Genomic DNA, 12,324 nt, shown 5'->3' with positions numbered 1-12,324 from the left:
GTCGACGTTCAGGGGAGGCGCCCATGCCCGGTAGCCGTACCGGCGGCCGGCCGCCCGTGCAGCGGGCGTCCCGGCGTCCCGCCGTTGCCCGGACCTCGCGCGAGCACCCCGTGCAGCGGCTCTACACCCGCGCGCGCAAGGCCTGGGACCGCCCGCTGACCGCCTACTACCTGATCCTCGGCGGCAGTCTGCTGATCACCGTCCTCGGCCTGGTGATGGTCTACTCGGCCTCCCAGGTCACCGCGCTGCAGCTGTCACTGCCGGGCTCCTACTTCTTCCGCAAGCAGTTCCTGGCCGCGCTCATCGGCGGCGCACTGCTGTTCTCCGCCTCCCGCATGCCGGTGAAGCTGCACCGGGCGCTGGCCTACCCGATCCTCGCCGGAGCCGTCTTCCTGATGGCCCTGGTGCAGGTGCCCGGTATAGGGATGGCGGTCAACGGCAACCAGAACTGGATCTCGCTCGGCGGCTCCTTCCAGATCCAGCCCAGCGAGTTCGGCAAGCTCGCCCTGGTGCTGTGGGGCGCGGACCTGATCGCGCGCAAGCACGAGAAGAGGCTGCTGGCCCAGTGGAAGCACATGCTGGTGCCGCTGGTGCCGGTCGCCTTCCTGCTGCTGGGCCTGATCATGCTCGGCGGGGACATGGGCACCGCGATCATCCTCACGGCGATCCTGTTCGGCCTGCTGTGGCTCGCGGGGGCGCCCACCCGGCTGTTCGCCGGGGTGCTGACGGTCGCCGGCCTGATCGGGCTGGTCCTCATCAAGACCAGCCCCAACCGGATGGCCCGGCTCGCCTGCATCGGCGCCACCGAGCCCAAGGCGGGCGTCGCCGACTGCTGGCAGGCCGTGCACGGCATCTACGCCCTCGCCTCCGGCGGGCTCTTCGGATCCGGCCTCGGCGCGAGTGTGGAGAAATGGGGCCAACTCCCCGAAGCCCACACCGACTTCATCTTCGCCGTCACCGGTGAGGAACTGGGCCTGGCGGGGACGCTGTCGGTACTCGCCCTCTTCGCGGCTCTAGGCTATGCGGGTATCCGCGTGGCCGGACGCACGGAGGACCCCTTCGTGAGGTACGCCGCGGGAGGCGTGACCACCTGGATCATCGCCCAGGCGGTGATCAACATCGGTGCGGTGCTCGGCCTGCTGCCGATCGCCGGTGTCCCCCTCCCGCTGTTCTCCTACGGAGGGTCCGCCCTGCTGCCGACCATGTTCGCCGTCGGGCTGCTGATCGCGTTCGCGCGTGACGACCCCGCTGCGCGGGCGGCGCTTGCGATGCGGCAACCTCGCTTTGGTAAAAAGCGGGCGGGAGGCCCCGGTGCCGAGCGGGGGCCTCGGAGATGGAACACGATGCGACGGCGTGCCTCCACGGCGCGTTCGTCCGGAGAGCGGTGAATTTCGGTGCATGTCGTACTCGCCGGTGGGGGGACCGCCGGCCACATCGAGCCAGCGCTCGCCCTCGCGGACGCCCTGCGCAGGCAGGACCCGACCGTGGGCATCACAGCCCTGGGCACGGAGCGGGGCCTGGAGACCCGGCTCGTTCCCGAGCGCGGCTACGAGCTGGCGCTCATCCCCGCGGTACCACTGCCCCGCAAGCCCACACCCGAGCTGATCACCGTCCCGGGCCGGCTGCGCGGCACGATCAAGGCCGCCGAGCAGATCCTGGAGCGCACCAAGGCGGACGCCGTGGTGGGCTTCGGCGGCTACGTCGCCCTGCCCGGCTACCTGGCCGCCAAGCGCCTCGGCGTGCCCATCGTGATCCACGAGGCCAACGCCCGCCCCGGGCTGGCCAACAAGATCGGCTCGCGGTACGCGGCCCGGGTCGCCGTCTCCACCCCGGACAGCAAGCTGCGTGACGCCCGCTACATCGGCATCCCGCTGCGCCGCTCCATCGCCACGCTGGACCGCGCCGCCGTCCGGCCCGAGGCCCGGGCCCGCTTCGGCCTCGACCCCAACCTGCCCACCCTGCTGGTCTCCGGCGGCTCCCAGGGCGCCCGGCGGCTGAACGAGGTGACCCAGGCGGTCGCCCCGTGGCTGCAGCAGGCGGGCATCCAGATCCTGCACGCGGTCGGCCCGAAGAACGAACTGCCGCAGGTGCAGCAGATGCCGGGAATGCCCCCGTACATCCCGGTAAGTTACCTGGACCGGATGGATCTCGCGTACGCCGCGGCCGACATGATGCTCTGCCGCGCGGGCGCGATGACCGTCGCCGAACTCTCCGCCGTCGGGCTCCCGGCCGCCTACGTCCCGCTGCCCATCGGCAACGGCGAACAGCGGCTGAACGCCCAGCCGGTGGTCAAGGCCGGCGGCGGACTGCTGGTCGACGACGCGGAACTCACGCCCGAGTGGGTGCAGCAGAACGTCCTGCCCGTGCTCGCCGACCCGCACCGGCTGTACGAGATGTCCCGCTCGGCAAGCGAGTTCGGCCGCCGGGACGCCGACGACCTGCTCGTCGGGATGGTGTACGAGGCGATCGCCTCGCGCCGATAGGACGATATGCACGGAGGGTAGTGAGCGTGGCCGGACCGACGACCGCCGAGCGCGGTGACCGCCAGCAGGAGTCGTCCGGCCCGCCCCCCGCGGGGCGGTTGGCGAAACGCCGCCTCCGTCTGCTCGTCGTCCTGACCGCCGCCCTGCTGTTCCTCGGGGGCGGCGTGACCTGGGTGCTGTACGGCTCGGGATGGCTGCGCGTGCGGCACGTCTCGATCTCGGGCACCCGCGTGCTGACCCCCGCCGACGTCCGCGAGGCCGCCTCCGTGCCGGTGGGGGAGCCGCTCGTCTCGGTCGACACGAAGGCCATCGAGGACCGACTTCGCCGGAAAATGCCCAGAATTGACACCGTTGACGTCGTCCGCACCTGGCCCAGCGGAATCAGCCTGAAAGTCACCGAACGGACTCCGGTGCTGCTGGTCCGGAAATCCGGGAACTTCGTCGAAGTCGACGACGAAGGCGTCCGTTTCGCCACGGTTTCGCAGGCGCCGAAAGACGTTCCGCTGCTGGAACTGACCGAATCCCGGTCGGGTTCGGCCGCCGCGAGCCTCAGGCGCTTCGGCACCGACCGGCTGGTGCGGGAGGCGGTCCGGGTCGCCGGCGACCTGCCGCCCGCGGTGGCGCGGGAGGCCCGGACGCTGCGCATCCGCTCCTACGACGACGTCCAACTGCTGCTGGGCCGGGGCCGCGTGGTGGCATGGGGCAGCGGCGAGAACGGCCGCGCCAAGGCACGGGCCCTCACAGCTCTCATGAAAGCAGTTCCCGGCGCACGGCACTTCGATGTCAGTGTCCCCACCGCCCCTGCGTCATCGGGGAGTTGACGCACATCAGCGCAGGCCAGCACCCTGGTTGGGCACCGCTATGGCTGATCACATAGGGTGAAAAGAAAAACGGGAGGTTCGGCGTGTTCGTTGAACGGGCGCCACTTGTCGACTTAGTGTCCTGTTCAGAAGACTCCAGGGAACGGACACACTGGTAACCCTAAACTTCAGGGTTAGGGTTCGGGTCGGCGCTACGGACCGTCCCAATCGGCATCCGTCGTCCCGGCGCGGGGCACCGCACGGCGGCGACAACGTAATTCGAGGCGAGAGGCCTTCGACGTGGCAGCACCGCAGAACTACCTCGCAGTCATCAAGGTCATCGGTGTCGGCGGCGGTGGTGTCAATGCCATCAACCGGATGATCGAGGTCGGTCTCAAGGGCGTCGAGTTCATCGCCATCAACACCGACGCACAGGCGCTGTTGATGAGCGACGCAGACGTCAAACTCGACGTCGGCCGTGAACTCACCCGCGGACTCGGCGCCGGAGCCAACCCGGCCGTCGGCCGCAAGGCCGCCGAGGACCACCGCGAGGAGATCGAGGAGGTCCTCAAGGGGGCCGACATGGTCTTCGTGACGGCCGGTGAAGGCGGCGGCACCGGCACCGGCGGGGCACCCGTCGTGGCCAACATCGCGCGCTCGCTGGGCGCGCTGACCATCGGCGTGGTCACCCGTCCCTTCACCTTCGAGGGGCGGCGCCGCGCCAACCAGGCCGAGGACGGCATCGCCGAACTCCGCGAAGAGGTCGACACCCTCATCGTCATCCCCAACGACCGGCTGCTGTCCATCTCGGACCGCCAGGTCTCGGTCCTGGACGCGTTCAAGTCCGCCGACCAGGTCCTGCTCTCGGGTGTGCAGGGCATCACCGACCTCATCACCACCCCCGGCCTGATCAACCTCGACTTCGCCGACGTCAAGTCGGTCATGTCCGAGGCCGGTTCGGCCCTCATGGGCATCGGCTCGGCCCGCGGCGACGACCGCGCGGTGGCCGCCGCCGAGATGGCGATCTCCTCGCCGCTGCTGGAGGCGTCCATCGACGGCGCCCGGGGTGTGCTGCTGTCCATCTCCGGCGGCTCCGACCTCGGCCTGTTCGAGATCAACGAGGCCGCCCAGCTCGTCAGCGAGGCCGCCCACCCCGAGGCCAACATCATCTTCGGCGCGGTCATCGACGACGCCCTCGGCGACGAGGTCCGGGTCACCGTGATCGCGGCCGGCTTCGACGGCGGTCAGCCGCCGGCCCGCCGGGACAACGTCCTCGGCTCGGCCTCCTCCTCGGCCCCGGCCCGCCGCGAGGAGCCCGCTCCGGTACGGCAGCCGGAGAGCCGCCCGTCCTTCGGCTCGCTCGGCAGCGTGACCCCGAAGGAGGAGCCGGAGCCGGCCCCGGTCGAGCCGGTGGCCGACCTTCCCGTCACCCCGCCGGTCACGCCGGCGCCGCGCACCTCCTTCTCGGACAGCGCGGCCGAGGAACTGGACGTACCGGACTTCCTGAAGTGATAGGACAGCGCGAGAGCGTGAGCGGCGCGCACTTCGCCTTCACCGACCGGTGGGGCGGGGTGAGCGCCGCTCCGTATGAGGAGCTCAACCTCGGCGGAGCGGTCGGCGACGACCCGGAGGCCGTACGCGCCAACCGCGGTCTCGCGGCCGGGTCGCTCGGCCTCGAACCCGCCCGGGTCGTGTGGATGAACCAGGTGCACGGGAACGACGTGGCCGTGGTCGACGGACCCTGGGGCGACCGGCAGCCGCCGCAGGTGGACGCCGTCGTGACCGGCGTGCGGGGCCTGGCCCTCGCCGTCCTCACCGCCGACTGCGTGCCGGTGCTGCTGGCGGACCCGGTCGCCTCGGTGGCCGGCGCGGTGCACGCCGGGCGGCCCGGACTGGTCAAGGGCGTCGTCCCCGCCGCCGTACGGGCCATGACCGAACTCGGCGCCGAGCCGGCCCGGATCGTCGCCCGCACCGGGCCGGCGGTGTGCGGCCGGTGCTACGAGGTGCCTCAGGAGATGCGCGCCGAGGTGGCCGCCGTCGAGCCGGCGGCGCACGCCGAGACGAGCTGGGGTACGCCGGCCGTCGACGTGAGCGCCGGGGTGCACGCGCAGCTCGAACGGCTCGGGGTGCGCGACCGGGCGCACTCGCCGGTGTGCACGCGCGAGTCGGGCGACCACTTCTCGTACCGCCGCGACCGCACCACCGGGCGGCTCGCGAGCTACGTCTGGCTGGACTGATGGAGCATGACGGACCGTAAGACCGAACTCGCCGCGAACCTGGCGAAAGTGGAGGAACGCATCGCCGCCGCGTGTGAGGCGGCGGGGCGCGGGCGGGGGGAGGTGACCCTGATCGTGGTCACCAAGACCTACCCGGCGAGCGATGTGCGCATCCTGGCGGAACTCGGCGTGCGTCATGTCGCCGAGAACCGTGACCAGGACGCCGCCCCGAAGGCGGCCGCTTGCGCGGATTTGCCCTTGAAATGGCACTTTGTTGGTCAGTTGCAGACCAACAAAGTACGTTCCGTGGTCGGTTACGCGGATGTCGTGCAGTCCGTGGACCGGGCGCGGCTCGTCACGGCGCTGTCGAAGGAGGCCGTGCGGGCCGGACGCGAGGTGGGGTGCCTGCTCCAGGTCGCGCTCGACGCCGGCGAGAGCGCGCGCGGTGAGCGCGGAGGCGTCGCGCCGGGCGGGATCGAGGAGTTGGCCGGCCTCGTCGCCGAATCGCCGGGGCTGCGGCTCGACGGTCTGATGACCGTGGCCCCGCTGACCGGTGAGTACGCGGGACGCGAACGAGCCGCGTTCGAACGGCTCATGGATTTGTCGACTGACCTGCGCCGAGCCCATCCTGCTGCAACCATGGTGTCCGCAGGGATGAGTGCGGACCTCGAGAAGGCCGTGGCGGCCGGAGCGACACATGTGCGCGTCGGCACCGCGGTACTCGGAGTCCGCCCCAGGCTCGGGTAACGTCGCCAGGAAGTCGGACCACAGCAGAAAATATGGTCAGTGCCGCGAAGGCGGGCACAACGACCACGTGGATCGCGGGCACTTGGCGGTCGTCAGCGGATCCACCACAGAGCGGAGGACTCAGAGCATGGCCGGCGCGATGCGCAAGATGGCGGTCTACCTCGGCCTCGTGGAGGACGATGGGTACGACGGCCGTGGATTCGACCCCGACGACGACTTCGAGCCCGAACTGGACCCGGAGCCCGAGCGGGATCACCGACGGCACGAGCCGTCACACCAGTCGCACGGCGCACTTCAGTCCCAAAGGGACGAAGAGGTGCGAATCGTGCAACCTCCCGCGCCGCGCGAGCCGGTGGCGCGATCGACTTCGCTCGCCGCGGAATCCGGACGCCCGGCGCGCATCGCGCCCGTGGCATCCATCACACAAGAACGCCAGTCCCTGGAGAAGAACGCACCGGTGATCATGCCCAAGGTCGTGTCCGAACGAGAGCCGTACCGGATCACCACGCTGCACCCCCGGACCTACAACGAGGCCCGTACCATCGGGGAACACTTCCGTGAGGGCACCCCGGTGATCATGAATCTGACTGAGATGGATGACACAGACGCGAAGCGACTTGTCGACTTTGCGGCCGGTTTGGTGTTTGGTCTTCACGGCAGCATCGAGCGGGTGACGCAGAAGGTGTTCCTGTTGTCGCCTGCTAACGTCGATGTCACGGCGGAGGACAAGGCCCGCATCGCAGAGGGCGGGTTCTTCAACCAGAGCTGAGAAGCACCACCGGAAAACAGCACGGGACAGGGGAGAGGGAAAGCCAGGCCATGAGCGTGTTCGCGCAGGTGATCTACATCGCGCTGATGGTGTTCCTCGTTGTGCTGATTTTCCGGCTGGTCATGGACTACGTCTTCCAGTTCGCCCGCTCGTGGCAACCCGGCAAGGCGATGGTGGTCGTCCTGGAGGCCACCTACACTGTCACCGATCCACCGCTGAAGCTTCTGCGGCGGTTCATCCCGCCGCTGCGTCTCGGGGGCGTGGCGCTCGACCTGTCCTTCTTCGTGCTGATGATCATCGTCTGGATCCTCATCTCCGTTACGCAGAGCTTCCTGCGATGAGGATGGACGATACGGTCTTGCCGACTGCCGATGACTACGTTGAGGTGAAGAGATGCCGTTGACCCCCGAGGACGTGCGGAACAAGCAGTTCACGACCGTCCGCCTCCGAGAAGGCTATGACGAGGACGAGGTCGATGCCTTCCTCGACGAGGTCGAAGCCGAACTGACCCGTCTGCTCCGCGAGAACGAGGACCTGCGCGCCAAGCTGGCCGCGGCCACGCGCGCTGCTGCCCAGAACCAGCAGAACATGCGCAAGCCTCCGGAGCAGGACCAGCCGCAGCATCCTCAGCAGCAGGGCATGCGAGGACCCGGCGCGCCGGTGCCCGCCGGGATATCGGGCCCGCCGCAGCAGCAGATGGGCGGCCCCATGGGTGGTCCGCCCCAGCTGCCGAGCGGTGCTCCTCAGCTGCCCGCCGGCCCCGGCGGTCAGGGTGGCCCGCAGGGCCAGGGTCCGATGGGCCAGGGTCAGATGGGCCAGGGTCCGATGGGCCAGGGTCAGATGGGCCAGGGCCCGATGGGCCAGGGCCCGATGGGCCAGGGTCCGATGGGCGGCCCCATGGGTGGCCAGCCGCCCATGCAGCAGCAGATGGGTGGCCCGATGGGCGGCCCCATGGGTGGTCCGATGGGCGGCCCCGGTCAGGGTCCCGGTGGCGACAGCGCCGCGCGTGTCCTCTCGCTGGCCCAGCAGACCGCCGACCAGGCGATCGCCGAGGCCCGCTCCGAGGCCAACAAGATCGTCGGCGAGGCCCGCAGCCGCGCCGAGGGTCTCGAGCGTGACGCCCGTGCCAAGGCCGACGCGCTCGAGCGGGACGCGCAGGAGAAGCACCGCGTGGCCATGGGCTCCCTGGAGTCCGCGCGCGCCACGCTGGAGCGCAAGGTCGAGGACCTGCGCGGCTTCGAGCGCGAGTACCGCACGCGCCTGAAGTCGTACCTCGAGTCCCAGCTGCGTCAGCTGGAGACCCAGGCCGACGACTCCCTGGCTCCGCCGCGCTCCCCGGCCGCCCCGTCCCTCCCGCCGTCCCCGGCGCCCTCGATGGCCCCGGCCGGCGCGAGCGCCCCGTCCTACGGTGGCAACCAGTCCATGGGCGGTGCGCCGAGCCCCGCTGCCCCGTCCTACGGCGGCCAGCAGCAGATGACCCCGGCGATGACCCAGCCCATGGCGCCGGTCCGCCCCCAGGGCCCGTCGCCCATGGGCCAGGCTCCCTCGCCGATGCGCGGGTTCCTGATCGACGAGGACGACAACTGACGGGTCACTGAGAGCAGTACGACAACGGCGTCGGCAGCGTTCACCAGGGCGGGGCCCCGGACTTCGGTCCGGGGCCCCGCCCTTTTTACGCGTGTTGCGTCACCCTTCGCACAGAGGGACGGGACCCGGCGCAAGGGCCCGGTCTCCGTCCGGAGACCGGGCCCTGTCGAAAGCGCGGAGCGCCTGCGCCTTTACGCCTTGCGGAGCCGGAACGTCAGCGACAGTCCCTCGTCGGTGAACGGGTCGCCGTACGTCTCGTCCGCCTCGCCCTGGCCGAAGTCGGTCGCCAGGACCTCCTCGGCGATGAGGGAGGCGTGCTCGGCCAGTGCCGCGATGACGGCCGGGTCAGTCGAGGTCCAGCGCAGGGCGATCCGGTCGGCCACGTCCAGTCCGCTGTTCTTGCGGGCCTCCTGGATCAGGCGGATCGCGTCACGGGCGAGACCCGCCTGGCGCAGCTCCTCGGTGATCTCCAGGTCCAGGGCGACCGTGGCACCGGAGTCGGAGGCCACCGACCAGCCTTCGCGCGGGGTCTCCGTGATGATCACCTCGTCGGGGGCGAGCGCGACGGTCTCCCCGTCGACCTCCACCGAGGCCCTGCCCTCGCGCAGGGCGAGGGACAGCGCGGCCGCGTCCGCACCGGCGACGGCCCTGGCCACGTCCTGCACCCGCTTGCCGAACCGCTTGCCCAGCGCCCGGAAGTTCGCCTTGGCGGTCGTGTCGACCAGCGAGCCGCCGACCTCGGACAGGGACGCCAGCGAGGAGACGTTCAGCTCCTCCGTGATCTGCGTGTGCAGTTCGCGGTCGAGGGACTCGAAGCCGGCCGCCGCGACCAGCGCCCGCGACAGCGGCTGACGGGTCTTGACGCCCGACTCCGCGCGGGTGGCGCGGCCCAGCTCCACCAGCCGCCGGACCAGAACCATCTGCTGCGACAGCTCCGGGTCGATCGCGGACAGGTCCGCCTCCGGCCAGGGGGCGAGGTGGACCGACTCCGGGGCGCCCGGGCTCACCGCGACGACCAGGTCCTGCCACACCCGCTCGGTGATGAACGGCGTGATCGGCGCCATCAGCTTGGTGACCGTCTCCAGCACCTCGTGCAGGGTGCGCAGCGCGGCCTTGTCGCCCTGCCAGAACCGGCGGCGCGAACGGCGGACGTACCAGTTGGACAGGTCGTCGACGAACGCGGACAGCAGCTTGCCGGCGCGCTGGGTGTCGTAGGCCTCCAGGGCCCCGGTCACCTGGTCGGTGAGCGCGTGCAGTTCGGACAGCAGCCAGCGGTCCAGCAGCGGGCGTTCGGCCGGGGCCGGGTCGGCCGCGCTGGGCGCCCACTGTGACGTACGGGCGTACAGCGCCTGGAAGGCGACCGTGTTCCAGTACGTCAGCAGGGTCTTGCGAACGACCTCCTGGATGGTGCCGTGACCGACCCGGCGGGCCGCCCACGGGGAACCGCCCGCCGCCATGAACCAGCGCACCGCGTCCGCGCCGTGCTGGTCCATGAGCGGGATCGGCTGCAGGATGTTGCCCAGGTGCTTGGACATCTTGCGTCCGTCCTCGGCGAGGATGTGGCCGAGGCACACGACGTTCTCGTACGACGACTTGTCGAAGACGAGGGTGCCGATGGCCATCAGCGTGTAGAACCACCCGCGCGTCTGGTCGATCGCCTCGGAGATGAACTGTGCCGGGTACCGGCTCTCGAACAGCTCCTTGTTCTTGTACGGGTAGCCCCACTGCGCGAACGGCATCGAGCCCGAGTCGTACCAGGCGTCGATGACCTCGGGCACGCGCGTGGCCGTCTTTCCGCAGCCCTCGTGCGGGCAGGCGAAGGCGACCTCGTCGATGTACGGGCGGTGCGGGTCCAGGTTCGACTGGTCCGTGCCCGTGAGTCCGGTCAGCTCCGCGCGGGAGCCGACGCAGGTGAGGTGGTCGTCCTCGCAGCGCCAGATCGGCAGCGGGGTGCCCCAGTAGCGGTTGCGGGACAGCGCCCAGTCGATGTTGTTGTTCAGCCAGTCGCCGTACCGGCCGTGCTTGACCGTCTCCGGGAACCAGTTGGTCTTCTCGTTCTCCTGGATCAGCCGGTCCTTGACCGCTGTCGTACGGATGTACCAGGACGGCTGCGCGTAGTAGAGCAGCGCGGTGTGGCAGCGCCAGCAGTGCGGGTAGCTGTGCTCGTACGGCAGGTGCTTGAACAGCAGGCCGCGCTGGTGGAGGTCCTCGGTGAGCTTTTCGTCGGCCTTCTTGAAGAAGACGCCGCCGACGAGCGGGACGTCCTCCTCGAAGGTGCCGTCCGGGCGCACGGGGTTGACCACGGGCAGGCCGTAGGAGCGGCACACCCGCAGGTCGTCCTCGCCGAAGGCGGGGGACTGGTGGACCAGGCCCGTACCGTCCTCGGTCGTGACGTACTCCGCGTTCACCACGTAGTGGGCGGGCTCGGTGAACTCCACCAGCTCGAACGGGCGCCGGTAGGTCCAGCGCTCCATCTCGGCGCCGGTGAAGGTCTCGCCGGTGCTCTCCCAGCCCTCGCCGAGCGCCTTGGCGACGAGCGGCTCGGCGACGACCAGCTTCTCCTCGCCGTTCGTCGCGACGACATAGGTGACCTCGGGGTGGGCGGCGACCGCCGTGTTGGACACCAGGGTCCACGGGGTCGTCGTCCACACCAGCAGCGCGGCCTGGCCCGCCAGCGGGCCGGAGGTGAGCGGGAAGCGGACGTAGACGGACGGGTCGACGACCGTCTCGTAGCCCTGCGCCAGCTCGTGGTCGGACAGGCCGGTGCCGCAGCGCGGGCACCAGGGGGCGACGCGGTGGTCCTGGACCAGCAGGCCCTTGCCGAAGACCTCCTTCAGCGACCACCAGACCGACTCCACGTACTCCGGATCCATGGTCCGGTAGGCGTCGTCCAGGTCGACCCAGTAGCCCATGCGGGTCGTCAGCTCGGCGAAGGCGTCCGTGTGCCGGGTCACCGACTCGCGGCACTTGGCGTTGAACTCGGCGATGCCGTACGCCTCGATGTCCTGCTTGCCGGAGAAGCCCAGCTCCTTCTCGACCGCCAGCTCCACGGGCAGGCCGTGGCAGTCCCAGCCGGCCTTGCGGGCCACGTGGTAGCCGCGCATGGTGCGGAAGCGGGGGAAGACGTCCTTGAAGACGCGCGCCTCGATGTGGTGGGCGCCGGGCATGCCGTTCGCGGTGGGCGGGCCCTCGTAGAACACCCACTCCGGGCGTCCCTCGGACTGCTCCAGGCTCTTGGCGAAGATCTTCTGTTCGCGCCAGAAGTCGAGCACGGCGTGCTCAAGCGCGGGCAGGTCGACCTGGGCGGGCACCTGGCGGTACGTCGGCGCTGTCATCTGCGAGCATCCTCCAACGGACTTGCTGCCTTCCGTCGGAGGGACGAGAGCCTGCTGTTTCGCCTACGCCGTGTGCGGCGCGCTCCCGCGGTACCACCCTCCTTGGCCCTCCGCCGCGCCGTACGCGACGGTGAGCCCCCTCATTGGGGTCGCGAAGCCGGTTCTACTCGCCGTGATGGCCTCTGGCCTGCGGCTTTCCTCCGGCGGCTCCGGGGTGATCTTCACGTCGCGCTCGTCCCCGGGCTCACACCGTCCCCGGGTCGCTCTGGGCTGCGTACGCCGCTACTCGTCCCCATCCACGCTTTTCGCTCCGCCCAGTGTACGGCGCCTCGCGGACAGCGGCCGACCGCTTTTCCGGCGCCCGGCGGGCGAGCGGCCGGGGCGGGG

The 12,324-nt window shown here is 70.4% G+C and carries 10 protein-coding genes; 9 read left to right on the top strand and 1 reads right to left on the bottom strand.

The genetic code is table 11. The features are described 5' to 3' along the window. Positions 1-23 precede the first annotated feature (23 nt). The 9 genes from ftsW to AQJ66_RS10905 all read left to right on the top strand — a co-directional run bounded on the left by ftsW (position 24) and on the right by AQJ66_RS10905 (position 8,602). Positions 24-1,388 carry a putative lipid II flippase FtsW gene (gene ftsW / locus AQJ66_RS10945; RefSeq protein WP_061919675.1) on the top strand — a complete coding sequence of 455 codons (1,365 nt, stop codon included), beginning with the start codon at positions 24-26 and terminating at the stop codon, positions 1,386-1,388. 6 nt (positions 1,389-1,394) lie between these two features. Next, a complete protein-coding gene (gene murG / locus AQJ66_RS10940; protein ID WP_061919673.1) occupies positions 1,395-2,483 on the top strand; it encodes an undecaprenyldiphospho-muramoylpentapeptide beta-N-acetylglucosaminyltransferase in 1,089 nt (362 codons plus the stop codon). Positions 2,484-2,509: 26 nt separating this feature from the next. Next, positions 2,510-3,304, top strand: coding sequence for a cell division protein FtsQ/DivIB (locus tag AQJ66_RS10935; protein WP_061919671.1), 795 nt, complete (start codon positions 2,510-2,512; stop codon positions 3,302-3,304). Between the two features lie 279 nt (positions 3,305-3,583). After that, positions 3,584-4,795 (top strand): cell division protein FtsZ, encoded by a 1,212-nt coding sequence (gene ftsZ / locus AQJ66_RS10930; RefSeq protein WP_061919669.1) that lies wholly within the window; start codon positions 3,584-3,586, stop codon positions 4,793-4,795. Further along, positions 4,792-5,520, top strand: coding sequence for a peptidoglycan editing factor PgeF (pgeF, locus tag AQJ66_RS10925; RefSeq protein WP_061919667.1), 729 nt, complete (start codon positions 4,792-4,794; stop codon positions 5,518-5,520). Before ftsZ ends, pgeF begins: the two co-directional genes overlap by 4 nt. 6 nt (positions 5,521-5,526) lie before the next feature. After that, a complete protein-coding gene (locus tag AQJ66_RS10920; protein ID WP_061919665.1) occupies positions 5,527-6,246 on the top strand; it encodes a YggS family pyridoxal phosphate-dependent enzyme in 720 nt (239 codons plus the stop codon). A gap of 127 nt (positions 6,247-6,373) precedes the next feature. Continuing rightward, the gene (locus AQJ66_RS10915) at positions 6,374-7,015 is read left to right on the top strand and encodes a cell division protein SepF (protein ID WP_061919663.1); all 642 of its coding nucleotides are present in this window, start codon (positions 6,374-6,376) and stop codon (positions 7,013-7,015) included. Positions 7,016-7,065: 50 nt separating this feature from the next. Then, on the top strand, positions 7,066-7,356 hold the full coding sequence (locus AQJ66_RS10910) for a YggT family protein (protein ID WP_061919661.1): 291 nt from the start codon (positions 7,066-7,068) through the stop codon (positions 7,354-7,356). A gap of 52 nt (positions 7,357-7,408) precedes the next feature. Beyond that, entirely contained in the window at positions 7,409-8,602 is a 1,194-nt protein-coding gene (locus AQJ66_RS10905) for a DivIVA domain-containing protein (RefSeq protein WP_061919659.1), read from the top strand. Between the two features lie 191 nt (positions 8,603-8,793). Here AQJ66_RS10905 and ileS read toward each other — a convergent pair whose 3' ends face one another. Next, on the bottom strand, positions 8,794-11,937 hold the full coding sequence (gene ileS / locus AQJ66_RS10900) for an isoleucine--tRNA ligase (RefSeq protein WP_208611340.1): 3,144 nt from the start codon (positions 11,935-11,937) through the stop codon (positions 8,794-8,796). Positions 11,938-12,324 lie beyond the last annotated feature (387 nt).

It is taken from the genome of Streptomyces bungoensis, from assembly GCF_001514215.1.
Classification (GTDB): Bacteria; Actinomycetota; Actinomycetes; order Streptomycetales; family Streptomycetaceae; genus Streptomyces; species Streptomyces bungoensis.
This window is presented reverse-complemented; position numbering and strand designations above follow the sequence as displayed.